Raw genomic sequence first — 26,797 nt, 5'->3', positions numbered from 1 at the left:
ATGGCGCAACTATACGAAGAAGTGACCCTAGCCCGCGACGTTCCCGAATACAATCTTAAGCAGGGTGATTCGGCGATTCTTGTCGATATAGTTGCCCATCCGAAGGGGGGTGAGGAAGGATATGTTTTAGAACTATTCAACGAAGTAGAAGAATCGGTTAACGTCGTCATTGTCCCGAAATCGGCGATTCAAGAAGAGGAAAAAGAAGGTTCTTCGTTACTTGGTATGGTTCGATATAGGGGCATAAATTGACTAAATCCTGATCTGGCAAGAGACTTAATTGATTAGTTCGTTCTAGAGCGAAAACAATTGACAAAAATCGCAGTAATGTCTGTCTCTATCGGGGTTTCATTCCTTATAACCCCCTCCATTGGATAACACAAATAGAAGAACCTAATTTTTTTCAGGACAATGACTGGTAAGCAACCCGACAATTATATAGATTAATGCTAAAAAAGACTTGACAAAATCCCTCGATTTGACCTATACTTTTTATTATAATGGGAATCCGTGCCTAAATATATATAAGCCTTTTTTAGTTCCGATAATTAAGTGGTTCTGATTAAATAGAAGATAGATTTTGTCTTTGATCCCCTTGCCCCCTAGGGTTGATTCATAGTAGGGTTGATTCATGAATCAACCCTACCTTGAGGGGGTTTGATCCCCCCTGCCCCCCTTGATAAGGGGGGTTTGATCCCCCCTTAATCCCCCCTTGATAAGGGGGGTGTTTGACAGTTAACACCTACCTACTTAATAAACCATCACCGGGTAAATAGCTAGAGATAGAAATTATGAAGGAAAGCACCGTCCCCACCATTAATCTCGCCCCTAAACTCAGACGCAATTTATCTTTATGGAATCCTTTTGATTATCTTTTGCTGTTGTACTGGGTGTTTTATTTTCCCCAAGCAGTGCGCTGGTATGTGGAAACGAGAGGCGGCGGCGATAACCATCCCGTACAATTGCGTCTAAGGATTCAGGGTCTTCTCTTAACTGTAATTACCCCTCTGATTATCTGTAGCATAGCAGCAAATTTAGGACTTTCTGTTAATTGGGTGGGCGTGCTGTCGGGCGTGGCGTCGGGCGTGGTGTGGGGCGTGGCGTTGGGCGTGGTGTCGGGCGTGGCGTTGGGCGTGGTGTCGGGCGTGGCGTTGGGCGTGGCGTTGGGCGTGGTGTTGGGCGTGGTGTTGGGCGTGGTGTTGGGCGTGATGTCGGGCGGGGTGTTGGGCGGGGTGTGGGGCGTGGTGTTGGGCGGGGTGTTGATCGTGGTGTCGGGCGGTGTGTGGGGCGGTGTGTGGGGCGTGGTGTGGGGCGGGGTGTTGGGCGTGATGTCGGGCGTGGTGTTGGGCGGGGTGTTGATCGTGGTGTTGATCGTGGTGTTGGGCGGTGTGTGGGGCGGTGTGTGGGGCGTGGTGTCGGGCGGGGTGTTGGGCGTGATGTCGGGCGTGGTGTTGGGCGGGGTGTTGATCGTGGTGTTGGGCGGTGTGTGGAGCGGTGTGTGGGGCGGGGTGTGGGGCGTGATGTCGGGCGTGATGTCGGGCGTGATGTCGGGCGTGATGTGGGGCGTGATGTCGGGCGTGATGTGGGGCGTGGTGTTGGGCGTGATGTCGGGCGGGGTGCGGGGCGTGGTGTTGGGCGTGGTGTCGGGCGTGGTGTGGGGCGGGGTGTCGGGCGGGGTGTTGGGCGTGGTGTTTATATTCGCCTTTTTCCGTCTTGATAATTGGCTAATCGGGCTTTTGGCAGGCCCCCAAGGGCGACTTTTTCCCCGTATTACCCTTCTACCGCTGCCGGGGTTAACCTCGACTCTACAACAATGGTTACAGCAAGACTGGGAAACAGCTATTAATAACCTCAATCAATACCTTCGGTACAGCCGCCAGTTTATTCCTGTCCTTGCCGCCGTTAATCGCGTTTTACCGCAATTCCCAGAGGCAGAAATTATCTATCGCGTCTCCCGTCTGGCAGAAAATCCCTCCGATTGGCAATTGTTAAAATATGCGTCGGCGAAACCGTTTTCTCTTCGTGACAGCCAAATCCGTCTAGACACTCCTGCTCGCGCCGCCGCCGCTGGTTTTTGGGATCTTCGCCAACGGGACACCGAAAAAGCCGAAAAAGCCTTTGCTGTGGTACGTTCCCTCGCCTACGGGGAAGAAATGTATAGCCTCGCCCAAACTTTACACCGATTTAGTCAGGCTGCAACTCTCGATAGTATCGCTTCCCTGAAAGTTGCCCCCATTGCCGCAGAACCGTCATTACGTCCGCAAACTTGGCAAGCTATCAGCAGTTTAAATCGAGTTATCACAGAAATGGCTTTAGTCCAGAGAAGTGACTCCCGAGGGACTAGAGATCGGATTATCGGGGAATTAAGGGATATAATCGACCGACAGGCTGCCAATTTACCCCTAGCAGAAAAAGCATTAATCCTTTCTATCGCCCAAAAATGGAAAACTTGCTGTTCTTCTAGCTTGTAAGCTAAGACGCATTTAAACCGCTTATTCTTAGATTAGCCGAATCTCCCCCCCCCTGCCCCTAGGGTTGATTCATAGTAGGGTTGATTCAAGGTAGGGTTGATTCATGAATCAACCCTACCCACCCCCCCGACCCCCCCGATGTCGGGGGGGTGGGGAGTTGGGGATTGGGGGAAAATGGGTCTTAGCTTACCCACACCTGGCCCCAACGAAAAACTTTAGTATAATCAAGAACAGTGAGTATTTATTAGCTTTTCTGTCTAAGATTGATGTTAAAGGCTGTTCTGTTCGATTTTAATGGGGTGATCATCAATGATGAACCGATCCATCAAGAGTTAATCAATGAAATCTTGCTCGGAGAAAATTTACTGCACCTAGGGTCGGAATTTGCGGAGTTATGTCTGGGAAGAAGCGATCGCGTCTGTTTGCGTAATGTTCTCACCCGTCGCGGTCGTCAAGTAACCGAGGAGTATCTGACCAAGTTAATTAACAAAAAAGCGAGTTTATACCGAGAAAGATTAGGAAAATTAGAGAAACTTCCTATTTATGAAGAGATATACTCTTTTTTAAAACGGGTTAAGGCCAGGGATCTACAAATCGGTTTGGTGACGGGAGCAATACGCTCGGAAGTAGAATCGATCTTGCAACAGACGGGCCTTGGGGATTACTTTAGTGTCATTGTCACCGGTGATGAGATTAGCACCAGTAAACCTCAACCGGATGGTTATTTACTGGCCGTAGAAAGATTCAATCGTTGGAATTTTAATCTACAGTTGCAACCCTGGGAATGTCTGGTGATTGAAGATACTTTTGCCGGTTGCGAAGCGGCAAAAAGAGCGGGAATGCAGGTGGTGGGAATCGCTCATACCTATCCCTTCCATTTTATGCAGAGAGTGTCCAACTGGGCGATCGATAATTTCTCCCAACTAGACCTCGATCGCGTGGAGAAAACTTTTAGCCAAATCGGGGAAATAACCGAGCGATCGGGATTTTTAGGCAATCTATGACCATCTAGGGGCGATTCACAAGCTGAAAATCCCTACTTGCAAAAATCGGCAATTCGTGTTATACTAACGAAAGTGCTAAGAAAATGCGGGTGTAGTTTAGTGGTAAAACCCTAGCCTTCCAAGCTAATGATAGGGGTTCGATTCCCCTCACCCGCTTAGGCTGTTGTGCAGTAAACGTCTAAGGAATTATCGGTAATATCAACGGCGATTCTGACTTAGAGATCGCTATCTTCTAAATATCTCCGCAAATCTTTGGTACGCTGCTCGGTGACAGCTGCCAAACAATTACCGTAAATCATGGGAGCTATAGAGCCTCCCTCATAGGCGCTTCTTTCAAATTCGCAACTGCTGTCTCTAAACTTAATCCAAGCTTGTTGGGCGGTAATTAATTTTTGTTTGCGAGCAGCTGACAGTTTTGGCAGTAGTTGTCGATAAACTTGATTTAACTTGCGATCGGCGTTTTGATAAGCGATGCTGGCGCAAATGTTCATTTGGCTTTGAGTCTGGGGATTGTTACAGTTAGGACGTTGAGCTAGTTGCAAGTTTGTCGCTGCAGATGTGGGACTGGCAATGCTAGGGGTAGCCATCCCGACAGCAAACAAACTTGCTATGCTTAATACGGTTAGTAAAAACTTACCCATGGCTACTTATTTTAATGAGGGTAAGAAGAAGATAACAGAAATGCGATCAAAGCGACTATAGCTTTTTCATTCTGCTCAATTCGTTGGTTGGCTTGCTTAAGTAGCTGGTTATAATAGACCTCTTGCATAATTTTTTTATGGTATAATATAAGGTTTTGCTTTTTTCTCAATTCTTAGATTGAAGTGGAAAAAAGAATAAAATGTGATCTTAGGTCAGGAAATCATCTATAATTTTGCTATGTTTATTAGCAAAATTATGGATTATCAAAACTTATCAGATGAACAATTCAAACGCCGTTTCGGTGTGTACAAACAAACATATAGAAAGATGGTAGAATCAGTAAAAAGTGTTGAAGCCGACTCTAATTCACCATCTAAAAGGGGACCGAAACCTAAACTATCTATAGAAGAACAAGTTTTAGTAACGTTAGAATATTGGCGAGAATATAGAACATATTTTCACATTGGTACAAGCTGGGAACTATCAGAATCAACTATATGTCGGATTGTAAATAAGACGGAAAAAATGCTTTTACAATCGGGAAACTTCCGTTTAAAAGGAAAAAAAGCTTTACTCAATCAAGCAGAGATACCGGTCATAACGGTAATGGATGTAACGGAAACTCCCATTGAACGCCCCCAAAAGAAACAGAAAGATTTTTTTTCGGGTAAAAGAGGTTATCATACTTTAAAATCCCAATTAGTAGCTGATCAAAATACAGAGGAAATTATCTGTGTCTTCTGTGGGAAAGGTAGAGGTCATGATTTTAGTTTATTTAAAAAAAGTCGAGTTCGTTTTCATCCTTTAACTACCAGCATAGAAGACAGTGGTTATCAGGGAATAGCTGCATACCATAGTAATAGTTATACACCGAAAAAGAAATCGAAAAATAGAAAATTAACAGAGTTAGAAAAAGAGTAGAACTCTTGCAAATTAATTATATGTTATAATGATGGGTTAACTAATTTTCCCCAAAAAATTAGTTAATCAGTACATTTGTCCTGAATGAAAACTTGAAGTTTAACTTTTAACTCAAAACTCTTTAGAGCTGCTTTAATTTGGTTATCAAAACCTCTTTATTTAAGCGGCACAAACTATCTCAATTATAAAAATTGAGAATAAATTCTCCTTGACTTGATTAATCTTTAGGCAACTTTTAAGAAGCTGCTATACCTATCCCTAACTCACAGTTATAAATAGCCGCCAACAAGTTAACTCTTAAACTATATCTTCGACGACGATTCCGATATTTACAGGATAAGATTTTAAAGATTTTGAGTTTCCTATTTATATGTTCAATGATAATCCTTTCTTTGGCTAAAGCCTTGTTATACTCTTTTTCTAACTCTGTTAATTTTCTATTTTTCGATTTCTTTTTCGGTGTATAACTATTACTATGGTATGCAGCTAAGCTTAGACGCATTTAAGTTTCCTACTCGTATCCCTATCTACAAGGCGTTCCAGGATATTAAAGTGCAATGTAAGTGCGTCTAAGCTTATTCCCTGATAACCACTGTCTTCTATGCTGGTAGTTAAAGGATGAAAACGAACTCGACTTTTTTTAAATAAACTAAAATCATGACCTCTACCTTTCCCACAGAAGACACAGATAATTTCCTCTGTATTTTGATCAGCTACTAATTGGGATTTTAAAGTATGATAACCTCTTTTACCCCCCAAAAAATCTTTCTGTTTCTTTTGGGGGCGTTCAATGGGAGTTTCCGTTACATCCATTACCGTTATGACCGGTATCTCTGCTTGATTGAGTAAAGCTTTTTTTCCTTTTAAACGGAAGTTTCCCGATTGTAAAAGCATTTTTTCCGTCTTATTTACAATCCGACATATAGTTGATTCTGATAGTTCCCAGCTTGTACCAATGTGAAAATATGTTCTATATTCTCGCCAATATTCTAACGTTACTAAAACTTGTTCTTCTATAGATAGTTTAGGTTTCGGTCCCCTTTTAGATGGTGAATTAGAGTCGGCTTCAACACTTTTTACTGATTCTACCATCTTTCTATATGTTTGTTTATACACACCGAAACGGCGTTTGAATTGTTCATCTGATAAGTTTTGATAATCCATAATTTTGCTAATAAACATAGCAAAATTATAGATGATTTCCTGACCTAAGATCACATTTTATTCTTTTTTCCACTTCAATCTAAGAATTGAGAAAAAAGCAAAACCTTATATTATACCATAAAAAAATTATGCAAGAGGTCTAGTATAACAAGGCTTTAGCTAAAGAAAGGATTATCATTGAACCTATAAATAGGAAACTCAAAATCTTTAAAATCTTATCCTGTAAATATCGGAATCGTCGTCGAAGATATAGTTTAAGAGTTAACTTGTTGGCGGCTATTTATAACTGTGAGTTAGGGATAGGTATAGCAGCTTCTTAAAAGTTGCCTAAAGATTAATCAAGTCAAGGAGAATTTATTCTCAATTATAAAAATTGAGATAGTTTGTGCCGCTTAAATAAAGAGGTTTTGATAACCAAATTAAAGCAGCTCTAAAGAGTTTTGAGTTAAAAGTTAAACTTCAAGTTTTCATTCAGGACGAATGTACTGATTAACTAATTTTTTGGGGAAAATTAGTTAACCCATCATTATAACATATAATTAATTTGCAAGAGTTCTAATTAAATTAAAAATGGATTTTAGGTTCGATCCCCCCTGCCCCCCTTAATAAGCTATCCATTAGTCACATCTTTCTTAACATAAAATTTGACAAAAAGAGAAAAGTGTGCAAGATGGCTCAAGGGGGTTCTATGGGGGGACTAATTTGATGAGATAGTTTCCAAGTCTGGCTGATATCATGTAACCTTCGCAGTCCCAACCAAATAGTTTTAACACCTGGTTCACCGTCACCTTTTCTACCTAAAAACCCCCCAAGAGAAGCAATCATTCTGACCGCTTCTCGAAAGGAGGGCGGCTTTTCAGGTGGCGGACTCTTTTTATGAATAGTGGCACACAAAGATTGCCATTCATGTTCTTCCAAAAAACTTTCACAACTCTCCTCTCCGTGTAAGCGTGCTTGATAGGTTAACCAAAGTAATCTCCAAGCTACAATTGAATAGGTAGCTAAGGCCATCTCAATTCTACGACCCGTTTCTAATTGCAGTTTTTCTAATCCACAACCACTTTTTAAAACAAAATGATAGCGTTCTATTAACCAGCGATAACTATACCAGCGCACACAGGTTATCGCTGATTCAAAGCTACTAATGTCTAGGCTAGTTAAGAGCAGCCAACTGATAGGATTAACTCCGCTATGCGGATTTTCTTCTTCAGCTAAAATTACCTGTAATTTGACCGGTTGACGAGGGGTCGCCTTGGAGTGATGGCTAGGTACTTGTATTTCAAAACTGGCAAATCTAACTGTTAGTTTAGCTAGTCTAGCCTCGTGATTAGGATTGCGTTTTACTTGCACATCTAAGGTCCCACAGGCTTTTATTTCTCTGATGGATTGATGTAAATATTTAGGCTCTGAATGCCCTGACCTTTGCTTGTCTTCGAGATAGTTAACTTTTCGGTTATGAGTTCCTCGAATTAATAAATGAGAGTTAGGACTTCTTGATTGGGCAAATAAATCAAATATGTCTGCCTCACAATCTCCGATTGTTACTACTTGAATATCTTCGGGTATCTGTTGTTGTGTTTCTGACAAAGAATCTAACCATCTTTGACTTTCTTTTTCTTGGGTTTCTCTTTTTTTGCGTTGCTTGGCAATCCCTAAATTCTTTTCTTCTCTTGCCCAGACATATTGATTAATCAGTCCTAAAGGTATTCCTTGCGCTGACACTCCTAATGTGGTATGAACTTTGAGACCAAAGGATTTTTTATAATCTAGATAACCCATTCCTTTTTTGGCTTTTTGGGTCGTAAAGTCTAAACTTGTTGTGTCTTGCACTGCCAAAACTATTGGATGTTCTTTGATTCTTTCTACTGTACTTTTAGCTTGGGCGGCAATTATATCTGACGGGTGAAAATAGGGGGAATTCCAAAAGTCGTAGGTGGCACTCGCTGCGGCTAGATTTCCCGAGGCTTGTGGCACACTTGTACTAGGTTGGCTGGCCAAGTTTTCTACGATACTGATTAACCTTTTCTTTCTTCTGGTGTCCCCTAGGTCTGCATACTGTAATTCTTGGGCTGCCCATTTCTCCATTTTTTTGCTTACCTCCACCTTAATTCCTTCTTTCAAAACTATACCTATCAATCGTTTCCCCTTTTTTTAAGTTTCTTCTCTTTTTGTTAAGAAAGATCCGACTAATGGATAGCTTAATAAGGGGGGTGCCGATAGGCGGGGGGATCCCCCCTGCCTCCCTTAATAAGGGGGGTGCCGATAGGCGGGGGGATCCCCCCTGCCCCCCTTGATAAGGGGGGTGCCGATAGGCGGGGGGATCCCCCCTGCCCCCCTTGATAAGGGGGGTGTCTGATAATTTTTAACGCCTACCTGCTTAACCCTATTTCATTATTTCCAAAAAAGAAAATCAGAGGAGTTGATAACTAAAAAACCCAGACGGGAACTCGTTTATAAGCGGGGGTTCCACAGCGAGGGTCGATTTTAGCCTTGAATAAAACATTGGCTTCGGGATAGAACATAAAGCCAACACCTTCGCGAATCGGACCGAAAATAAGTTCGATATTTTCTAATTTGCCGGCATCTCCTTGAACGGTGACTCGTTGATGTTCTTGAAAGCCCGCTTTTTTGGCATCTTCGGCGTTGATCAATAAACAATGACGGTGAGGCATTCCCCGATATTTATCGCCCACTTGATAAACGACGGTATTATGTTGTCCATAACTGCGTCCTGTTCCGAGAATCAGAGCAATTCCGGGTGCATTTTCTGGTTGATTGAAATCTTGCTTTTGCGGTGCTTTTAAAGTGGGTAAAAGCGTGACAGACATTTGCGCTTTTCCGGTCGATGTTGGAAAATGGGGTTCGGTAAAAATCCGTCCGCTAATGGTAAATTCTGTTTGGGTTTGATCTAATTGCCCGATCTTTTCATAACCCGGAATCGTTTTGGCGATTAACTGACGAATATAGGCGGTATCGTGTAATCTCGACCAATCAATCGGGTTTGTGCCTAAAACCTTGACGGCAATATTTGTTAACAGTTCTACTTCCGAGATGATATCCACATGGGAACCCTGTAGATGACTGCTTCCCCGCTCGTTAAAACGGACAAAATTATTGCCCGATTCGGTGGTTGTCGGGTGAGGATTTTCAAAACGAGCGAAGACGGGTAAAATTACCGTATTTTGTCGGGCTAATCCCTGAAAATGTCCTAAATTTGGCTTAGTAGCTACATAAAAAATCGTATCAATTTGAGCTAAGGCTTTTTTGGCTTGAGTTAAATCTGGATTTGCTCCATAAAGATTACCTCCCAAACAGAAAAGAGTGTTAATTTTTCCCCGTTCGGCAGCTTCAATTAATGCCCTGGTATCATAACCGCCGGTTATATTTAATGGCTTTCCTAAAAGTTGAGCAAGTGCCTCGGCGATTTCCTGACGTAATCTCACCGTAACGCCCATAGAACCGAAGCCCTGTACATTAGAATGACCTCTGATTGGCATGGTTCCGGCTCCGATTTTGCCAGCATTTCCCGTCATTAAAGCGGTATTGGCAATACTGATAATATTATCTACCCCATTTTCCTGTTGTGTAACCCCCATCGCCCAAGCGAAAACCACACGCTCTAAATTGCCGAAAAGGGCGGCGGTTGCTTCAATTTCTTCTCGGGACAAACCGCAGGTTTTAGTAATGGTTTCCCATGGTGTTTGTCGGGCATAATCTATAACAGATTGCCAATTTTCTGTACGGGATTTGAGATAATCCCACCGCACTAAATTTTGTTCAATTAAAGATTTTTGTAATCCGACGAATAGGGCGGTATCGCTACCCGGAATCGGCTGTAGGTAGAGAGTAGAAATATCGGAACCGCCCCGCAATAAAGATTTAATCGGAAAAGCGGGTGAGGAGAATTTGACCAATCCGACTTCAATTTGCGGGTTAATAATAATAATTTTACCGCCGCGATCACGAATTTGAATTAATTCATTCATCAGGCGAGGATGATTAGCCGGAGCGTTAGAACCGATTAACACCACACAATCGGCTTGTTTTAAACTTTCCAGACTGACCATCGAAGTTCCGGTTCCGAAAACCTGTTTTAAGCCTACGGTCGAGGCGGCATGACAGAGATCGGAACAATCGGCTAAATTATTACTTCCTAATGCCCGGAAAAACAATTGTAAGAGATAGGCGGCTTCATTAGAAGAACGTCCCGAACTATAGGAGGCAATGGTCTCGGACGGTTGATGAAAAGCTTGTTCAGCTAATCGATAAACTTCTTCCCAGCTAATACGTTGATAGTGACTTTCTCCGGCTTTTAAGAGGACGGGATAACTAAAACGACCCAAGCGATCGCATTCTAGGGAGGTTAAGGACTGTAATTGAGCGAGATGATAGGTCTGAAAAAAATCAGTTTTAATACCTGGCATTAATTCGGAAGTAACTGCCTCGACACTTTTGAGACAACGTTGCAGACTTTCCCCCGCTTCGTTGACAAAACCGCCCTTTTGTCCTCCCGTTCCCCAAGCGCAAGCTAAACAGGCACTTTTATGATTCAAGGTTTGCCAGAGTTTAACCCCTTGAGGAGAGAGAGTTTTTTCTGCCCAATATTGCAATACGGGAAAACCCCCGCCCGCCTCAATTTTGTTGGATGTTTCTCGTTCGTTCATCGTTTTTTTCTCTCGATTTTTTCTCAAATTCATCCGATAGGGAGAGTGTACCCAGTACAGTTGAGTTTATCACCATTTTTTAAAAAGTGCATCAGCAATGCATAAACGACTGGGTAAGCTACGGTTAGTTGTTGACAATATCCCCTGATTGTGATTTTATCAAACTAGGGAGAGGTCTATTAAAATGATAATTCCGATGGATAAAAATGAAGACTTTCAACATTTAGAGGAGATGATCGCTAATCTCCAAGCAAAACAGAAACAGATTCTGAAAGGGATGTTAGATTATCCGATTGAGATCGATTCGGCAATTCGGATACTTTCGGAACCATCTCGGCAATTGGCAACAACTGCTCATAATTTAACCAGAGTACATAAAATACTTAAAGAATTGGAAAAACAAGGATTGGTTAGTTTCCACGATTCTCAATATTCTTTGACTGAGTTGGGAAGGGAAATAGTAGGACACCTTAGCGATAAGAGTCCAACCCCAAGACGGGATGCACAGAGAAAGGAAAAACTGCAAAAAAGCTACGATTTTTTAGAACTCCATAGACAAGGATTAAGCTATCAGCAAATAGGGGATAAATACGGCATAAGTCGCGAGCGCGTTCGTCAAATTCTTGCCAGTAACCCCGAATTTGAAGCTTATCGGCAAAAACAAAAGGAAAACAATTATCGTTGAACGACTGTAAGAAGAGCGAGAAACGAAATTTACAATCTTTCCAACAATTCCTCGCGGGATAAATTCGCTAAAGAAAGAAGTAAAGCGGTGCGTTCCGAGATGGGAAGTTGGGCCATCTTTTCTACTAGACTGAATAATTCCGAATCTAGGGGGCCAAAGCGTCCTTCCAGAAGACTGGTTATCAGGGAATACCGTTCTTCTAAACTACCTTGTTGTATCCCTTCTTGCTTCCACTCTTCCCTTTGTTGTAAATAAGCTGGTGATAAGTTCATGATGTCCTCCTGTTCTTCGGTACTTAAATTATCTCTCAACTCTAAGTTCTTGCGCCAGTTGGCCAGAATTTCTAATAAATTCTCTCGAAAAGGATTGCGTTCTGGCAGTTCAACTAACTCTTCAACTGCTCGTTTCTGTGTCCCTCCTTTACCTAATACCCTCAACCATAAGGTGTCTTCATTTACTGGTAATTGATGAATGACAATGATGCCCGCTTTGAGAGACTTCGCTAAAAAGTAAACCCCTGTTAACCAATTACTCTCATCGCTGTGAGTCCCGAAATCTTCAATCATTCTAGCTGAAAAGGTGGGCGTTAGAATCCATAAGAAAGGCAATTCTGCGACCGTCAGAGTTTTGTTTGACCGTTTCGCTTTTCTCAAGACATCCCCATGAACCGTGTATAACTTTGACAAACAACTGCGAATCTCTACCTCGGTCGGGGGATTGCGGAAAGGTTCAAACAAACAGGAAGTAGCCGCCATTTTTCCAAGTAATCCTAAAGGTAACTCAGTGGGAGGAGGTGAGCTAAATGGTTCAAACCAGACATCGATTTCTTGAACCTCACTTTTGACTTTCTTACTCTTTTTAATCGTCCCTAGAGGTGTTAGTAATTCCTCCAGATATTCCTTAGCAAATTGGTCATGAATTTGGCGAGTCATTCAAATTAATAATCAAGCATAAAAAGGACGGTAATAATTTTATTATATCATTAATTAAAAAGGAATCCAATCGACAATATCGATCCATTCTTCTGCTTCGGTAGTTTCCCAAATCATAATTAATTCTTCGGCTAGTTTTCCCGTTGTTGTTGTGGGACGTATCTAAAACAGTCCCCAGATTTGTTGATTTTTTTGCCAATATTCTTCTAAATGTTCAGTCATACTGGTACGATTATCTGTCACCAAGAGTCGTTGAGATAATCCTAAATACTGTAAAACATCAGGGTCAAGAGTTCCTAACGGTGGTGTATTCGGCTCTCCAATGCGTAAAATATCTATCTCTGGATTTAACCTTAAGACAGCGACTTTCAAGCGGGGGGATAAGGTTTCATCGAGTAAAAACTTGATTTTCATACCTTGACAGAATCTTGCCTTTGCTGTTTAATTCTTCTCATCTTTTCTCGTTGAGGCGAAGGATTTTTCAGTGCTTCATGGTAGCGAGTCTCTCGCCAATTCTGGAGGCGCAATAAATAGGCATCAATTTTTTGCCGATTCTGTAAATAATAAGTAATAGTTGCGTAGATTTTCTCTAAACTTAGATCGGGATAGATAGCATTTATTTCTTCTGGGGTATAGCCTTCCAAGAAATAAAAGAGTACGTTGTCAATTCCGAGCCGATGACCTTTGATTCTAATATCATCTTCGGAGATAAATAAGAAATAATCTTCTAGTTGCATAATTAATTTTCCCCTTAATTTTATTTCATTTTTACCGCTTATTTATAGTATTTCCTGTTCGCAGGAGGTACATTATCAATGTTAAAAAGCTTAATCAGCAAAGGTTTAACTGTGCCATACAGGTGTGAGAACCTCTATATTAATGTTTTATCATAATTAGTTTACCTTGTGCTTCCCTTGTTTTCAAACTTTTAACCGGGATAAACTGCCCCGCGGCCATAACCCCGGCTGCTATGCTGGCAGCCACTATGACGGAGCTACTTTAACGGGAAGTCTGGATTATCGGCTGGCCGCCGAAATATGTCGGGAACTCGATGCCATCGAGCGAAAGAATTGACGAGATTATCGAAATCCACCTATCGACTATCGGCAACCAGCGCACATCGACCGAGGAAAGGTCAGCGCGGCAGAAACATCAGGCTGTTTTGGGGGAATTGAACGGTCTTTGCTGATTTCGGCGGTCACTGTCCCTGCCTAACGCTCTCTAATGCCATTTTTCAAAAGTAATGGCAGAGATGGTTAATTGCCCTCAACCCCAATCCCTCTCCCAGAAAAGAAGAAAAGAGTAATATACTTTCAGGTTGGGGAGGGCGAGTCCTAGTGGGAGCAGGTTGGGCAAGTTCGGGGTATAGATGCACGCTGGGAGGGGTTAATTATTAGTATCGTCTCGTTTAGGGGGGATGGGAGTACACTTCTTCTGGTTACACCAATCCTCTAAATTTCTAAGATAGGAACTTGGTCTCTCCTTTTGGGCTTTATCGAGAGCATTTCTGGCTGTTGCCTGATCTCTGTACACCGAAACAAGTCTATATTTTCCGTCACGCTGATATACTCTAATACCTAAGCTCTCCTTCCCTAATGTTGCCTCTAGTTTTTTGATGTCTTTTTCTGGAATTTCCTTCGACCTATAGCTCCCGAAAATAACAGCCCACAAATCCCCTAACTTTTCTTCTGATTCTGGTTTAACCACCCACAAATCCCCTAACTTTTCTTCTGATTCTGGTTTAACCACTGGTTCACTCAATAGCGCATCAGCTTTATCGGCTAATTCTGGGTAAACTTTTTGAGCGTGAGCGTCAATAGCAAGAACAGATTCTCTTAATCCTTTTTGTTTTTCTGTCTCATTTCTTTTTATTGATTCTGAATATTTTGTAATAAAGTCATCAAGAGTTATTTGAATATCTTCAAGAGATATTATATTTTCTTGAGGCGATTCTTTGGTTTGTTTTTGTTTTCTTGTCTCTTTTTTCTCTGCTGCCAACTCTATCAGCTTTTGGGTTGCTAGACGATTTGGATACTAGACCTCTTGCATAATTTTTTTATGGTATAATATAAGGTTTTGCTTTTTTCTCAATTCTTAGATTGAAGTGGAAAAAAGAATAAAATGTGATCTTAGGTCAGGAAATCATCTATAATTTTGCTATGTTTATTAGCAAAATTATGGATTATCAAAACTTATCAGATGAACAATTCAAACGCCGTTTCGGTGTGTATAAACAAACCTATAGAAAGATGGTAGAATCAGTAAAAAGTGTTGAAGCCGACTCTAATTCACCATCTAAAAGGGGACCGAAACCTAAACTATCTATAGAAGAACAAGTTTTAGTAACGTTAGAATATTGGCGAGAATATAGAACATATTTTCACATTGGTACAAGCTGGGAACTATCAGAATCAACTATATGTCGGATTGTAAATAAGACGGAAAAAATGCTTTTACAATCGGGAAACTTCCGTTTAAAAGGAAAAAAAGCTTTACTCAATCAAGCAGAGATACCGGTCATAACGGTAATGGATGTAACGGAAACTCCCATTGAACGCCCCCAAAAGAAACAGAAAGATTTTTTGGGGGGTAAAAGAGGTTATCATACTTTAAAATCCCAATTAGTAGCTGATCAAAATACAAAGGAAATTATCTGTGTCTTTTGTGGGAAAGGTAGAGGTCATGATTTTAGTTTATTTAAAAAAAGTCGAGTTCGTTTTCATCCTTTAACTACCAGCATAGAAGACAGTGGTTATCAGGGAATAGCTGCATACCATAGTAATAGTTATACACCGAAAAAGAAATCGAAAAATAGAAAATTAACAGAGTTAGAAAAAGAGTATAACAAGGCTTTAGCCAAAGAAAGGATTATCATTGAACCTATAAATAGGAAACTCAAAATCTTTAAAATCTTATCCTGTAAATATCGGAATCGTCGTCGAAGATATAGTTTAAGAGTTAACTTGTTGGCGGCTATTTATAACTGTGAGTTAGGGATAGGTATAGCAGCTTCTTAAAAGTTGCCTAAAGATTAATCAAGTCAAGGAGAATTTATTCTCAATTTTTATAATTGAGATAGTTTGTGCCGCTTAAATAAAGAGGTTTTGATAACCAAATTAAAGCAGCTCTAAAGAGTTTTGAGTTAAAAGTTAAACTTCAAGTTTTCATTCAGGACAAATGTACTGGTTAACTAATTTTTTGGGGAAAATTAGTTAACCCATCATTATAACATATAATTAATTTGCAAGAGTTCTACTCAACTGCTAAGTTCCTAAAATCTTTTTCATATCCTAATCTTATTAGAATGTTGTAAGCTGTTTTTCTTTGTGGTTCTGCTGTTTCTGTCTCATCAAGAAATGTTATTAACGATGTTAGAGCTTTGTTTCGGTCAAGCTCCTGTTGGCTTTGGTTATAAGAGTAAGTAAACCAAAAACCAATTGCTGCAATTGCTATAGTACCAATAGTACCCAAAACATTTGCGGAAACATCGAATATTTTGAACCAATCTCTTTTATTATTGTCTGTCATTGCTTAAAATGCCTCCAGATTCAGCTGAACAATCTTCGCCGTCATCATCCCCACAGCATACTGCTCCCTAAGAACAGCGATCACACTTTAAATTCAAAAACACGCCACCGCCGTACCCGCCAAACCGATCTTCCGGTAATAGTCGGGAAAAGCAGACCCAGTGCTTTTTTATCTACAGAATTTTCTATCGAGAAACCATGCCAAAAGGCTCTAATTATTTCCCCCTTATTCAACTATTCTGATTCTATCTCCGATAATCTCAACCAATGAGGTTTTTTTCACAAAATTTAACGATTAGCCGACAATGAATCGTACAAATATCCAGCGATCGCTAAAGTGCTTAACAAAAGAAATTGTCATCTTATCGATTTTGACCGTGCCACTATCCAAAGGAATAGATTAGATTTCTTGCAAAGACCGATGCGGGGAAATTACCGATCGATCACCCGAACTTTTTCCTTATCGGTAAAGATCGGGCGATTTGCCCATTCTTGCCATTCCTAATACATCCGAGATCGCCCGTCCTGTCGAATTTATCTTTAGTTATAGGCCGACATTCCGCACATCTTCATATACTTTTATATATTTTTACATTCCCCAAGATGTTTTGACGAGAAACCTTCATTGTAGAAACTACTATTGAGAACAGTTTCAATAATTGATTTTTTCTGAGAAAAAAAATTACAATTCTTCACCTTGATAAAAATCTAAGTAGCTGGTTATAATTAAATTAAAAATGGATTTTAGGTTCGATCCCCCCTGCCCCCCTTGATAAGGGGGGTGCCGATAGGCGGGGGGATCCCCCCTTAATCCCCCCTTAATAAGGGGGGCATCTGATAATTTTTAACGCCTACCTTACCTACTTATCATTGTAGCTATAATCTTTACTGGCAATGGGTTTTAAGCAATATATTAGTAAAAATCATCAATTGAATGTTAAGAAATGCGGAAAGTGGGTCAACAAGGTTTTTAGATTTATTCAGCAAACCCTAACTATCCCCGTACAATTATCAATTATCAGCATATCGATCATAAACCTTGAGATAGGTTGCACACCATGAGCGAATACCAATATTACGAATTCCAAGCTATCGATCGCCCCCTCACCCAAGAGGAAAGGGCTGCCATAGGCGAGCTATCGAGCCGCGTCAAACCGACGGCAACGACTGCCAGTTTCACCTATAGTTACGGCAATTTTCGGGGGGATCCCAAACAGGTGCTGGCTCGGTATTTCGATATCATGTACTACATCGCCAACTGGGGAACACAGCAATTAATGTTTCGTTTTCCCACATCCCTGATCAACCGAGAAGCAATTGAACTTTACTGTATTGATGATTATATCAGCTTATCTTTTGCGGGAGATTGGGCAATTTTAGATTGGGAATTTAGTCAAGAAGAGGGTTTTAATGACTGGATAGAAGGAGAAGGGATTCTATCGGAATTGATAGGATTACGCCAAGAAATTCTCCAGCAAGACTATCGAGGATTATATTTAGCCTGGCTGAAAGCTATTGACTTATCGGAGGGATATATAGACATCGATAAGACCCAACTAGAACCTCCTCTACCCCCCGGACTAAATCAACTTTCTGCATCTCAAAAGGCTTTTACAGAAATCTTTGAATTGGACGAACACTTATTAAATGTTGCTTGTGCATCCAGTGGTAAACTAACAACTATCTCTAAGCAAACTTGGCAACAAGCTATTAGCCAATTATCGGCTTCTGAACGCCAAGATTTCCTATTAAGACTGGCTAAAGGAGAACATAATTTATCTGCTAAATTCAAACAAAAGCTGTCTCAATTAATCCCTACTTCTCCCCCCTCTAACCAGGCTCGACGCACGGTTCAAGAACTTCTTGAGGCTGCTTCTGAGGAAGAAAAAAAGGCAGAAAAACGGCGACAACAAGAAGCGGAAGCCAAGCGAATTGAGGAACTACAAACTTTAGCTAAACGGGAAGCGCAAGTTTGGCAGCAAGTCGAGTCCCTAATTCAGAAAGCCCAGTCTAAATCCTACGATGAGGCTGTTAAATTGTTGGTCAAATTAAGAGATTTAGCCGAATATCAAAACGGGTTGCCCGTTTTCCAAGAGCGCCTGAACCAGATTTACGAACAGTACAGTAACCGGTCTGGGTTGAAGAGGAGGTTACAGGAAATAGGACTTACCGACAGTAAGTGAATCGCTCTTGAATTTTCGGCGGCTGCATCTCAATTTGGTCGAAATATCTATATTACATTTTGGGCGCACGCAGTTCGATCAACTCACTGACCACGATGCGCCCCTATCATTGGCACAATAACTGACAAGCGATCGGTTTTTCCTCCGGGGTAACGTGGAACGTGATCCGAAGGAATCCTTTTCACTGGAAAGACGATCTGTTAATGTACGGCTGTAATGCCTCATTTTGTCCCATAGGTCTAATAAAGTTGTTAAGTATTGCCGTTATCGATCGAGATCGGGTTAGCTTGGAGATAGCAGTGAGCATTCAGCTTTAAACACTTAATAACTGCTAACCGAATCACTGATAAGGGGGTTTTTTCATGGCTTTTAGCCGTTCTAGCGGTATTTTGCTTCATCCCACCAGTCATCCTGGCCGTTACGGGATTGGAGAACTAGGTAGGGAAGCCTATCAATTTATCGATTTTTTGGCTCAAAGTGGTCAAAAACTCTGGCAAATTCTCCCTTTAGGCCCCACAGGGTACGGTAACTCTCCCTACATGAGTTTTAGTGCCATTGCTGGCAATCATCTCCTGATCAGTCTCGATCTTCTTCGGGAAAAAAACCTGCTTAGTGACGCAGATTTAGAGGATATTCCCGATTTTCCCCTCGATCAAGTGGATTTTGATAAATTGATCGCTTGGAAAATTCCCCTACTTAGAAAGGCGGCGAGCAATTTTGTCAAGGGTTCTGACACAATTCTTTACAAACAGTTTGCCGGCTTTTGTGCTGGCAATGCTGATTGGTTAGAGGATTACGCCCTATTTATGGCTTTATCCCACGCTTACCCGGGTAAAACATGGATGGAATGGCCGACAGAAATTCGCGAACGTCATTGGGGAGCGTTGGAAACACCGAAACAGGAGTTACAAGAGGAGATTTTTCTGCACAAATTCCTGCAATTTGAGTTTTTTGAGCAGTGGTTAGCCTTAAAACGCTATGCTAACTCCCTCGGTATCGAGATTATCGGTGATATACCCATTTATGTCTCCCATAATAGTGCTGATGTTTGGGCAAATCCGCAGGTTTTCCGACTAGATCCCCAAACCGGTAATCCCTTGGAAGTGGCGGGGGTTCCCCCGGATTATTTCTCAGAAACGGGGCAATTATGGGGAAATCCTCTTTATAACTGGGATTATCTCAAAAATACGGGCTTTGACTGGTGGGTACGCCGTTTAAAAGCGGTTCTTTCCCTAGTCGATATTATCCGTATCGATCATTTTCGCGGATTAGAAGCCTATTGGGCGGTGGCTTTTGGCCAGGAAAACGCTATTAATGGTCGTTGGCTGAAGGCCCCGGGTTATGATCTCTTTAATACTATTGGCGCTCGTTTAGGTAAATTGCCGATTATTGCCGAAGATTTGGGCGATATTGACCAAGCAGTCTTAGATTTTCGCGATCACTTTGCCTTCCCCGGGATGAAGATTCTCCACTTTGCTTTTGGGGGTGATGCGGGTAATCCCTATCTTCCTTTCAACGTCGAACGCAACTGTGTGATTTATACCGGCACTCACGATAATAATACTACTGTGGGCTGGTTTCAAGATAACGCCAATGACTACGAAAAAGCGCGACTTTATCAATATCTTGGCGCTCCCAGTGGTCAGGGAGTGGCTTGGGATCTGATTCGACTGGCCTATAGTTCCGTGGCTAATCAGGCGATCGTACCGTTACAGGATGTGTTAGGTTTAGGATCGGATGCGCGTATGAATACCCCCAGTGTCGCAGAAGGGAATTGGTCATGGCGCTATCGTCAGGAAGCTTTAACCGGAGAATATAGCGAGAGATTGCGAGATTTAGTCAATCTTTTTGGCAGAAATCGTTAAATAGGGTTTGCTGAAAAAGCTTTTCCTGGGGGCAGGGTGTGGGGTGTGGGGTGTGGGGTGTGGGGTTTTACCGATTTTGAGGTAGTCAATTACCTAATTTTCAGGGAAAAAGTACCTGAATTTTCCCCCCGATCCCCGCAACGGCTGGCACTTTTTGAGGAAAAAAAAGTCTAAAAGTCTTATCCAACAAGGTTTTTAGATTTATTCAGCAGACCCTAAATCTCAACCCTTTTTTCGAGACGTTACCCCTAACGTCTCTTTTTGTCCGGTTAATGTGGGTGAGAATTTTTTAGCAATCTTTGCCGGATGCGATCGAGATTTTCTCGACTATTGACAGGTAAATGGGGTAAGGGTAATTCTAAATTGGGCCAATTACTCAAATCATGGCAGGGACAGGATAAACCCGATTGGCCCAGCACTTCAATTGGTACGGGTATAGTACAACGAGCGCAGGGGTGAAATTCCCATTGAGGGGAAAGTAAGTCTTGGATAGTTTGTTGAGTACCTTCTAGGTAACAATCGCCACTTTGAGGATCAAGCATTTTTTGCCAACAATCTTCAAACTCCGACGAATAGCGATCAGCATTGAAAATTGGCAGCGGAAATAGCATAGCTTGGTTTTTGGGACAAATAACTTTTTTTCCCAATTGAAACCAATGGGCGAGATATTTTTTAACTGCGGAGGTGTCTGACATATAGTTTGTGTGGAGGCTGCCCTGATTATTGCTCTTACCATCAATCCTAGCGTTAACTTCTGGTGTCGGACAGGTCTTAGGATGATTGATGATCGGGTTTAATAATTATTTTAGGTAACTGAGCATCTACAGCTAGATTAATCCCAATAAACTCACCATTAAAGCTTTTTGGGCGTGCATCCGATTTTCCGCTTGTTCCCAGACTTTTGATTGTACACCCTCGATCGCCCCGTCGGTAATTTCTTCGCCCCGGTGAGCAGGTAAACAATGGAGAATAATCGCGTCTTTGTCAGCGTGACTCATTAGCTGTTCGTTGACTTGGTAGGGCTGAAAAATGGGAATTCGGGCATCAGCGAGGCTTTCTTGTCCCATACTTGCCCAGACATCAGTATAGACCACCTGAGAGTCTTTTACTGCGGTAACGGGATCGTCGGTAATTAAGATTTTACTACCAGTTTTCTCGCCAATAGCCTTGGCGCTGGCGACAATTTCCCCATCTGGTTGATAGTTTGCGGGGGAGGCAACTCGCACATTTAACCCCATCAAAGCGCCCCCCAAGAGGAGAGAATTAGCGACATTATTACCATCCCCCACATAGGTGAGGTTAATTCCCCGTAAAGTCTGAAAAGTCTCTTGGATAGTCTGTAAATCGGCTAATATCTGGCAGGGATGTTCTAAATCCGTTAAAGCGTTGATAATCGGGATGCGCGAGTAATTGGCAAAAGCTTCTAAATCCTCTTGTTTAAAGGTGCGAACCGCGAGAATATCGAGATAGCGATCGAGTACCCGGGCTGTATCGGCTAAGGGCTCCCCGCGCCCCACTTGGGTTACACTGGGATTAAGATCGATCACCTGTCCCCCTAACTGGTACATGGCGACGGTAAAGGAAACCCTGGTCCTGGTGGAAGCTTTATAAAATAGCAATCCTAAGACTTTTTTGCAGCTAGGGTTAAGAGTGCCAGCTTTAAGCTGTGCCGATAGATTGAGTAGGGCGCTGATTTCTTCGCTACTCATGTCGGTTATTCTTAAAACATCTCGTCCTTTTAAAGTGGCTACCATTGGTTTTTCTCTCGATAAACAGGGGTCTTGATTGGGTTTTATGGCAGTTAGCGGTTAGCAAAAATCTTGAGTAAAGACCTTATTATAATCCAGTTTTTTCGCTATTAGGCAATTTTTCCCGAAAATTTTCATTGTGGGGGATGTTAGTCCAGCTAACACCCCCAAATTATCTGTTAAATTAGGTAGGTGTTAAAAATTGTCAGATTCCCCCCTTATCAAGGCGGATCCCCCCGCCTATCGGCACCCCCCTTATCAAGGCGGATCCCCCCGCCTATCGGCACCCCCCTTATCAAGGCGGATCCCCCCGCCTATCGGCACCCCCCTTATCAAGGTAGATCCCCCCGCCTATCGGCACCCCCCTTATCAAGGTAGATCCCCCCGCCTATCGGCACCTCCCTTATCAAGGGGGGCAGGGGGGATCAAACCCAAAATCTATATTTCTACTTAACTAATTTTGCCCCACACTTAGAACAAAAATTAGACGAGGGCGGGTTTTTGTGTCCACAATTACCGCAGATAATTAAAGCTGGGTTAACCACTTCCGTCACCGAAGAAAGAGGAATTTCTCCACCGCTATCCAACTTATAGTTATCGATTAACTGCAAAATAATTGCATCTTCCCGTTTATATTCTGTACTATCTTTTCCTCCTGTCAACTCCTCGGAACGTTGTTGTAAATATTCAATGAAAGTCCGATACAAAGCTTGTTTTTTCTCGGGGGTGGCTGCAGCCTGTAACTTAGCTGTCACCTGACTTTGAATTTTTTCCTTATCTTCGCGACAAGCTTTTACTTCTAACACCTGTACCGCATCTTCCCAACTGGTGGCGATATCGACTTTTTTTAATCCCGTTGCGGTTTTAATTTCATAGCGAATTGTTTTCTCATTAGTGACTCGATTGACTTCTGGAAAAAGCACTTTTAAAGCCCGGGCAGTCACCACCAATTGATAAATACTCGGATCTTCGGGAAAAACATCCCAGAAAGGAGGTTCCTTTTGGATATGCACGGGGATGGGTAAATCGCGATTTTCACCCATTTGTTGAGCGCGTTTAGCGAGAATAAATTCTCCTTTCCAGTCTTGATAGGATTGCCGCAACTCTCTCATTCCCTCGAGACAGCGTAGGGAAAAACCGCCAATTTCCTGCACGAAGACAAGACGATGTTTTTCCACGTCTCCCAAGGGTTTAATATCGTCTTCGTTTGCAATAAATTCCCGCAGTTTCGGAATAATTTTTTGGGCTGCTGGGTTACTGGTATTTCTTCCTCCAATCAGGGCAACATTTTGATTTAATTGGGGCGTAAAACCAGCATCTTTTCCCCGCAAAACCGCAGGATTAAGCATAATTAGGGGTCGCGATTTTTGGTAGGCAATGCGAAGATTATTGATAATCTCGGCATCGTTGTTATAAATTTTTAACAAGCGATCACAAGCTGCTAATTCCTGCTGAATTTGACTACTAGCGGGAGCATTTTGTAGGAGTTGATTAGCTTGATTTAGGATAACTTGTTGAAAATCTCCTTGACGAATATCGGCAATCTCGGTGATGTCAAATAAACGCATATTTTCATCGGCGCGGCGCGTTTCTTTCCAGAGGGGGCTAGATTGCTTTAAAATCTCTTCTGAGAGGGGTAAACAAAGGTTATCCATACCTGTATCGTAGGCATTTTTGCTGCCGACAATCCCGGAGGCAAATTGTTCGATAAAGTCTTGATAAAGACCATTTAATTCTTGTCTGTCAAATAATTTAATCCCATTAATCAACAAAGCATCGGCACTATCGATCTGTTGATTAGCTTGGAGATTAAATAGATTGCGACTTTGAATTAATTTCTGACGAAAGCGATTAAAACGGCTTTCTAATTGATTGAGATGTTCCAGTAAACGATTAATAACCTCTACTCCTGCACCTCTGGTTTTTCGTTGAATATTGGCCATTAAATGACCTTCCAATCCCGTTAAAGCTTGTTCACAATATTCTTCCATCTTATCTTTTTTCGAGATATGAATTTTATCTTTCAGATCATTAATTTCTGCTAAGGCTGTATCATATTCTCGTTGACGTTTACTTTCGTTTTGACTCCAAACCTGTTCTTGATCGCGACGGAATTTTTCTGCTATGTCGGTGAAGATTTGTCGTACTGAAACAATAAAACTCTCGGCAAATTTTACTCCACGGTTTCGATCTTCAAGGATATTATAAAACTCCATTTCTAGGGACTTTTTACCCCGTTGAATAATTTCATCCCGGTTACTATAAATCTTTTTCAGGTAATCGCCGTGCAGCCGTTCATCGGGACTTAATTCTAGTAAATGATTGCGTTTAAATTCCTCGACTCTTGGCGTTAAATAATCATTAATAAATTGCAGGATTTTTCCCTGTTCATTACCTAAAATATTAACACCCTGTTTGGTACAGGATAGCCAATTATCTTGATTGATTTCCTGACGAGTTTCGTTAGTCCATTGGGAGATTATGGCAATTAAAGAGCGATCCTTGTCGGCACATAAATCCATAATTAATTCCACTTCGCTCAAGCGCATTCTTTTGAGGATATCACCTCTTACTAAGTCCAACATTTGAGCGGGTAAAATCACGGAATCATTCAGCCACCAATTAATTAAATCTTTGGCTAAACGTTCCGATAAAGAGGCCCGAATTTGGGCAATAGGAATTTCAATAGTTGATAGCCCAAAACTCATAAATTGCTTAGGATAACCGCGACCCCCAGGGTCAGCTTGCGCCCAAGAACCCTTAATATTATCTCTAATGGAACGCTTATGGGGTGCAAAATCAGAGGTCATATCTAGGAAGATATTTTGGGCGATCATTTCCCGAATTTGACCGAGTTTAAAATCACCTTCGCCGTTTTTTGTCCCCACTAAATAGGTAAAATCAAAGGGGGGTAATTTACTAACAACTTCATCGACTAAACCGCTGCTAAACTGTTGATGATATTCGGTTCTGTAGTCAGAAAAGTAATTTAATTCCATCAAGGCAGCGTAACCATTAGCCAAAACTCGATCGCCGACACTAATCCCCGCAAATGCTTCAGGAGTGGGAACAATTGCCGTACTCAAAGGACTACTTTCCCCTCGCAACCAATTACGGATACAGTAGCCTATATCGATTAACATTCCGCTACCCGTACCACCGTTTAAAGACCCCGTAGTAAAGACATTAATAGCAGTATTATTAACTTTAATTCCATAGCGATCAAGCATAAAGTTTTCTTGTCCTTTTACCCGTCTCACCGCGTCCAGAAATTTCCTTTGGATCTCATGATAATTACAAAATAAAGCAAAACGGCCACAGGCGCGAATTTGTCCCGCTCCCGCTTCCAGGGAAGTAATATTTCTCTCTAATTCCGGGGGAAACCAACTATTAATCCAGGGATATCTATCCATGTCAGATACCATCTCCTGTACCTGTTTTCCACTCACCCGGGACCAGTGTTTCTCGTTATCTTTAAAAGCACTGCCGGCAGCTTCAGGATTACTGATTTTATAATCCTTATCCGTGTCAACCACCAAAAAACTGACAATCGGAAAATTGCTCAAACTGCCATAACTTTCCTCGATTAAGCGACGCAATCGCGATAAAATTTCGTTACCCGTGCCACCAATACCCACTAAAACCGTGGGAACCATGCTTTTTTCTTCTACTGCTGCTGGCATAATTATTTAACTCCTAAGGCCATTTCTTGACGGTTGCGGGGGACTTCGTAGGTGAGGAAATCGTAGGCTAATTTAGTGTTAGGAAAAATCGCCCGCGCTTCCTCTAACAGATTGGAAATATCCAGAGAATTACCCGGTAGATAACGGGGACTAAAATGGGTCATTAATAACAATTTTACCTGGGCTGCCAAGGCCACTTGGGCTGCCATCGTCGAAGTGGAGTGAACACTTTCAAAGGCTAACCCGGCATCTTGGTGTGCAAAAGTCGCCTCATGAATTAGCACATCTGCATTCTGTGCCAATTCGATCGAACCTTCACAGAAAATAGTATCGGTACAATAGGCAATTTTACGGCCGATTTCCGTTTCTCCGCAGAGGGACTGACCGCGAATTTTGCTGCCATCGGGAAGGGTGACAGTTTCCCCTTTTTTCAGCTTGCCGTAAATTGGTCCGGGGGGAATACCTAAAGCGTTGGCTTTTTCCACATCAAAACGTCCAGGACGGTCTTTTTCGGCGATGCGATAACCGTGGGCGGGAATACGATGTTTTAATAGCTGACAGGAGACGGTAAATTCTTCATCTTCGTAGAGTATGCCAGGGGAAATGGCATGGACACGCACCCGATTGGCTAAATTAGTATAGGAATACTTAGCACAAGCACGCAGATAGTCCCCTAGTCCGGGGGGTCCGTAGATGTCAATATCCTGAGCAGAACCGGCTAATCCGATACTGGCTAACAATCCCATTAAACCAAAGATATGATCCCCGTGCATATGGGTGATAAAAATGCGTCGGATTTGGGAACTTTTCAGGTCGCTACGCAGTAACTGGTGTTGAGTTCCTTCTCCACAGTCAAACAGCCATATTTCCGCCCGTTGCGGCAAACGAAGGGCGATACTAGAGACATTACGGGAACGAGTGGGAACCCCAGAACTGGTTCCTAAAAAAGTAATCTCCACAGGATAGCTGTCAGGATAGAGGATTCTTTTTCTAGTCTAGGCTGTTTTTATCGGTTTCTCGATCGAATTGCTGCTTTTCTGTATTTCTTGACTTGGAAACAGCAAATCCCCTGATTTTGACCTAACTCTGCAATAATTACTCGCAGCCAGAAATACCTTGGCAGACATATCATACTTTGTGCTTTTTGTCAAAAAAACTTTTTCTTTGCAATAAAACTACACAAAAAAAAGATCATCGTTGCCCGTGAAATTGACTGATTTACCCGTCTTAATTAGGATCACCCTGTAGGTGTGGCAAGGGTTTCAACCATTGCTACCCAAAAAAGCACAGAATAACCCATCATGAAAT

At 42.0% G+C, this 26,797-nt stretch carries 21 protein-coding genes, 1 tRNA gene and 3 pseudogenes; 12 read left to right on the top strand and 13 right to left on the bottom strand.

What is annotated here, in order from left to right; all coding sequences use genetic code 11:
- The 4 genes from MAE_RS23595 to MAE_RS23575 all read left to right on the top strand — a co-directional run bounded on the left by MAE_RS23595 (nucleotide 1) and on the right by MAE_RS23575 (nucleotide 3,631).
- On the top strand, nucleotides 1-252 hold the full coding sequence (locus MAE_RS23595) for a DUF4926 domain-containing protein (protein ID WP_002755998.1): 252 nt from the start codon (nucleotides 1-3) through the stop codon (nucleotides 250-252).
- 539 nt (nucleotides 253-791) lie between these two features.
- Entirely contained in the window at nucleotides 792-2,471 is a 1,680-nt protein-coding gene (locus MAE_RS23590) for a hypothetical protein (protein WP_012267763.1), read from the top strand.
- 266 nt (nucleotides 2,472-2,737) lie between these two features.
- Complete coding sequence (locus MAE_RS23580) at nucleotides 2,738-3,475, top strand: HAD family hydrolase (protein WP_012267762.1); 738 nt, start codon at nucleotides 2,738-2,740, stop codon at nucleotides 3,473-3,475.
- Nucleotides 3,476-3,560: 85 nt separating this feature from the next.
- A tRNA-Gly gene (locus MAE_RS23575) sits at nucleotides 3,561-3,631 on the top strand.
- Nucleotides 3,632-3,690: 59 nt separating this feature from the next.
- Here the strand turns inward: MAE_RS23575 and MAE_RS23570 are convergent.
- Nucleotides 3,691-4,116, bottom strand: a complete 426-nt coding sequence (locus MAE_RS23570) for a lysozyme inhibitor LprI family protein (protein ID WP_012267761.1) — start codon at nucleotides 4,114-4,116, stop codon at nucleotides 3,691-3,693.
- Between the two features lie 238 nt (nucleotides 4,117-4,354).
- Between MAE_RS23570 and MAE_RS30890 the strand changes: the two are divergent.
- Nucleotides 4,355-5,035 (top strand): annotated as a pseudogene (locus tag MAE_RS30890) (IS5-like element ISMae4 family transposase); the annotation flags it as partial.
- A 241-nt stretch (nucleotides 5,036-5,276) separates the two neighbouring features.
- On the opposite strand, the pseudogene MAE_RS23560 reads toward MAE_RS30890, so the two are convergent.
- A pseudogene (locus tag MAE_RS23560) lies at nucleotides 5,277-6,220 on the bottom strand (IS5 family transposase); the annotation flags it as partial.
- A gap of 125 nt (nucleotides 6,221-6,345) precedes the next feature.
- Here MAE_RS23560 and MAE_RS32840 point away from each other — a divergent pair.
- Nucleotides 6,346-6,522 (top strand): annotated as a pseudogene (locus tag MAE_RS32840) (IS5/IS1182 family transposase); the annotation flags it as partial.
- Between the two features lie 355 nt (nucleotides 6,523-6,877).
- On the opposite strand, the gene MAE_RS23555 reads toward MAE_RS32840, so the two are convergent.
- Together MAE_RS23555 and MAE_RS23550 are read right to left on the bottom strand one after the other, a co-directional pair.
- The gene (locus MAE_RS23555; RefSeq protein ID WP_080507112.1) at nucleotides 6,878-8,287 is read right to left on the bottom strand and encodes an IS4 family transposase; all 1,410 of its coding nucleotides are present in this window, start codon (nucleotides 8,285-8,287) and stop codon (nucleotides 6,878-6,880) included.
- A 341-nt stretch (nucleotides 8,288-8,628) separates the two neighbouring features.
- Nucleotides 8,629-10,866 (bottom strand): FdhF/YdeP family oxidoreductase, encoded by a 2,238-nt coding sequence (locus MAE_RS23550; RefSeq protein ID WP_041804997.1) that lies wholly within the window; start codon nucleotides 10,864-10,866, stop codon nucleotides 8,629-8,631.
- A gap of 184 nt (nucleotides 10,867-11,050) precedes the next feature.
- Between MAE_RS23550 and MAE_RS23545 the strand changes: the two genes are divergently transcribed.
- Nucleotides 11,051-11,551 carry a sigma factor-like helix-turn-helix DNA-binding protein gene (locus MAE_RS23545; RefSeq protein WP_041804334.1) on the top strand — a complete coding sequence of 167 codons (501 nt, stop codon included), beginning with the start codon at nucleotides 11,051-11,053 and terminating at the stop codon, nucleotides 11,549-11,551.
- Between the two features lie 29 nt (nucleotides 11,552-11,580).
- On the opposite strand, the gene MAE_RS23540 is transcribed toward MAE_RS23545, so the two are convergent.
- From MAE_RS23540 to MAE_RS23530, 3 genes are all read right to left on the bottom strand, one after another.
- Nucleotides 11,581-12,483: a hypothetical protein gene (locus MAE_RS23540; RefSeq protein ID WP_012267754.1), complete on the bottom strand. Its 903-nt coding sequence runs from the start codon at nucleotides 12,481-12,483 to the stop codon at nucleotides 11,581-11,583.
- A gap of 162 nt (nucleotides 12,484-12,645) precedes the next feature.
- Nucleotides 12,646-12,897 carry a DUF5615 family PIN-like protein gene (locus tag MAE_RS23535; protein WP_158303560.1) on the bottom strand — a complete coding sequence of 84 codons (252 nt, stop codon included), beginning with the start codon at nucleotides 12,895-12,897 and terminating at the stop codon, nucleotides 12,646-12,648.
- The gene (locus MAE_RS23530; protein WP_002762393.1) at nucleotides 12,894-13,220 is read right to left on the bottom strand and encodes a DUF433 domain-containing protein; all 327 of its coding nucleotides are present in this window, start codon (nucleotides 13,218-13,220) and stop codon (nucleotides 12,894-12,896) included. The genes MAE_RS23535 and MAE_RS23530 overlap by 4 nt, the downstream gene beginning before the upstream one ends.
- 166 nt (nucleotides 13,221-13,386) lie before the next feature.
- On the opposite strand from MAE_RS23530, the gene MAE_RS33615 reads away from it, so the two are divergent.
- Nucleotides 13,387-13,557 (top strand): hypothetical protein, encoded by a 171-nt coding sequence (locus MAE_RS33615; protein ID WP_012267752.1) that lies wholly within the window; start codon nucleotides 13,387-13,389, stop codon nucleotides 13,555-13,557.
- A 312-nt stretch (nucleotides 13,558-13,869) separates the two neighbouring features.
- Here the strand turns inward: MAE_RS33615 and MAE_RS23525 are convergent, their stop codons facing one another.
- Nucleotides 13,870-14,481 carry an SPOR domain-containing protein gene (locus MAE_RS23525; RefSeq protein ID WP_012267751.1) on the bottom strand — a complete coding sequence of 204 codons (612 nt, stop codon included), beginning with the start codon at nucleotides 14,479-14,481 and terminating at the stop codon, nucleotides 13,870-13,872.
- A 161-nt stretch (nucleotides 14,482-14,642) separates the two neighbouring features.
- Between MAE_RS23525 and MAE_RS23520 the strand changes: the two genes are divergently transcribed.
- Nucleotides 14,643-15,500 (top strand): IS5-like element ISMae4 family transposase, encoded by an 858-nt coding sequence (locus tag MAE_RS23520; RefSeq protein WP_012264419.1) that lies wholly within the window; start codon nucleotides 14,643-14,645, stop codon nucleotides 15,498-15,500.
- 235 nt (nucleotides 15,501-15,735) lie between these two features.
- On the opposite strand, the gene MAE_RS23515 is transcribed toward MAE_RS23520, so the two are convergent.
- On the bottom strand, nucleotides 15,736-16,011 hold the full coding sequence (locus MAE_RS23515) for a hypothetical protein (RefSeq protein WP_041804332.1): 276 nt from the start codon (nucleotides 16,009-16,011) through the stop codon (nucleotides 15,736-15,738).
- 1,057 nt (nucleotides 16,012-17,068) lie between these two features.
- Between MAE_RS23515 and MAE_RS23510 the strand changes: the two genes are divergently transcribed.
- The 3 genes from MAE_RS23510 to MAE_RS34230 all read left to right on the top strand — a co-directional run bounded on the left by MAE_RS23510 (nucleotide 17,069) and on the right by MAE_RS34230 (nucleotide 20,232).
- Nucleotides 17,069-18,193, top strand: coding sequence for a hypothetical protein (locus tag MAE_RS23510; RefSeq protein ID WP_012267748.1), 1,125 nt, complete (start codon nucleotides 17,069-17,071; stop codon nucleotides 18,191-18,193).
- A gap of 362 nt (nucleotides 18,194-18,555) precedes the next feature.
- Complete coding sequence (malQ, locus tag MAE_RS23505) at nucleotides 18,556-20,058, top strand: 4-alpha-glucanotransferase (RefSeq protein WP_012267747.1); 1,503 nt, start codon at nucleotides 18,556-18,558, stop codon at nucleotides 20,056-20,058.
- A gap of 36 nt (nucleotides 20,059-20,094) precedes the next feature.
- A complete protein-coding gene (locus tag MAE_RS34230; protein ID WP_173351083.1) occupies nucleotides 20,095-20,232 on the top strand; it encodes a hypothetical protein in 138 nt (45 codons plus the stop codon).
- A 95-nt stretch (nucleotides 20,233-20,327) separates the two neighbouring features.
- Here the strand turns inward: MAE_RS34230 and MAE_RS23500 are convergent, their stop codons facing one another.
- The 4 genes from MAE_RS23500 to MAE_RS23485 form a co-directional block, all read right to left on the bottom strand.
- On the bottom strand, nucleotides 20,328-20,753 hold the full coding sequence (locus MAE_RS23500) for a hypothetical protein (RefSeq protein ID WP_041804330.1): 426 nt from the start codon (nucleotides 20,751-20,753) through the stop codon (nucleotides 20,328-20,330).
- A gap of 132 nt (nucleotides 20,754-20,885) precedes the next feature.
- The gene (gene argF, locus MAE_RS23495) at nucleotides 20,886-21,812 is read right to left on the bottom strand and encodes an ornithine carbamoyltransferase (protein ID WP_012267744.1); all 927 of its coding nucleotides are present in this window, start codon (nucleotides 21,810-21,812) and stop codon (nucleotides 20,886-20,888) included.
- Between the two features lie 440 nt (nucleotides 21,813-22,252).
- A complete protein-coding gene (locus MAE_RS23490; RefSeq protein WP_012267742.1) occupies nucleotides 22,253-25,489 on the bottom strand; it encodes a tubulin-like doman-containing protein in 3,237 nt (1,078 codons plus the stop codon).
- Between the two features lie 2 nt (nucleotides 25,490-25,491).
- Entirely contained in the window at nucleotides 25,492-26,448 is a 957-nt protein-coding gene (locus tag MAE_RS23485; protein ID WP_012267741.1) for a ribonuclease Z, read from the bottom strand.
- Nucleotides 26,449-26,797: the final 349 nt, after the last annotated feature.

It is taken from the genome of Microcystis aeruginosa NIES-843 (assembly GCF_000010625.1).
Classification (GTDB): domain Bacteria; phylum Cyanobacteriota; class Cyanobacteriia; order Cyanobacteriales; family Microcystaceae; genus Microcystis; species Microcystis aeruginosa.
Note: the sequence above shows the minus strand (reverse complement) of the source record. Positions and strands in the feature narration are given on the sequence as shown.

Coding starts and splice junctions, on each gene's coding strand:
- malQ (WP_012267747.1), top strand. CDS start 18,556: ATGGCTTTTAGCCGTTCTAGCGGTATTTTGCTTCATCCCACCAGTCAT.
- MAE_RS23570 (WP_012267761.1), bottom strand. CDS start 4,116: ATGGGTAAGTTTTTACTAACCGTATTAAGCATAGCAAGTTTGTTTGCT.
- MAE_RS23545 (WP_041804334.1), top strand. CDS start 11,051: ATGATAATTCCGATGGATAAAAATGAAGACTTTCAACATTTAGAGGAG.
- MAE_RS23540 (WP_012267754.1), bottom strand. CDS start 12,483: ATGACTCGCCAAATTCATGACCAATTTGCTAAGGAATATCTGGAGGAA.
- MAE_RS23535 (WP_158303560.1), bottom strand. CDS start 12,897: ATGAAAATCAAGTTTTTACTCGATGAAACCTTATCCCCCCGCTTGAAA.
- MAE_RS23515 (WP_041804332.1), bottom strand. CDS start 16,011: ATGACAGACAATAATAAAAGAGATTGGTTCAAAATATTCGATGTTTCC.
- MAE_RS23550 (WP_041804997.1), bottom strand. CDS start 10,866: ATGAACGAACGAGAAACATCCAACAAAATTGAGGCGGGCGGGGGTTTT.
- MAE_RS23590 (WP_012267763.1), top strand. CDS start 792: ATGAAGGAAAGCACCGTCCCCACCATTAATCTCGCCCCTAAACTCAGA.
- argF (WP_012267744.1), bottom strand. CDS start 21,812: ATGGTAGCCACTTTAAAAGGACGAGATGTTTTAAGAATAACCGACATG.
- MAE_RS23555 (WP_080507112.1), bottom strand. CDS start 8,287: ATGGAGAAATGGGCAGCCCAAGAATTACAGTATGCAGACCTAGGGGAC.
- MAE_RS23490 (WP_012267742.1), bottom strand. CDS start 25,489: ATGCCAGCAGCAGTAGAAGAAAAAAGCATGGTTCCCACGGTTTTAGTG.
- MAE_RS23510 (WP_012267748.1), top strand. CDS start 17,069: ATGAGCGAATACCAATATTACGAATTCCAAGCTATCGATCGCCCCCTC.
- MAE_RS23520 (WP_012264419.1), top strand. CDS start 14,643: ATGTTTATTAGCAAAATTATGGATTATCAAAACTTATCAGATGAACAA.
- MAE_RS23580 (WP_012267762.1), top strand. CDS start 2,738: ATGTTAAAGGCTGTTCTGTTCGATTTTAATGGGGTGATCATCAATGAT.
- MAE_RS23500 (WP_041804330.1), bottom strand. CDS start 20,753: ATGTCAGACACCTCCGCAGTTAAAAAATATCTCGCCCATTGGTTTCAA.
- MAE_RS23530 (WP_002762393.1), bottom strand. CDS start 13,220: ATGCAACTAGAAGATTATTTCTTATTTATCTCCGAAGATGATATTAGA.
- MAE_RS23595 (WP_002755998.1), top strand. CDS start 1: ATGGCGCAACTATACGAAGAAGTGACCCTAGCCCGCGACGTTCCCGAA.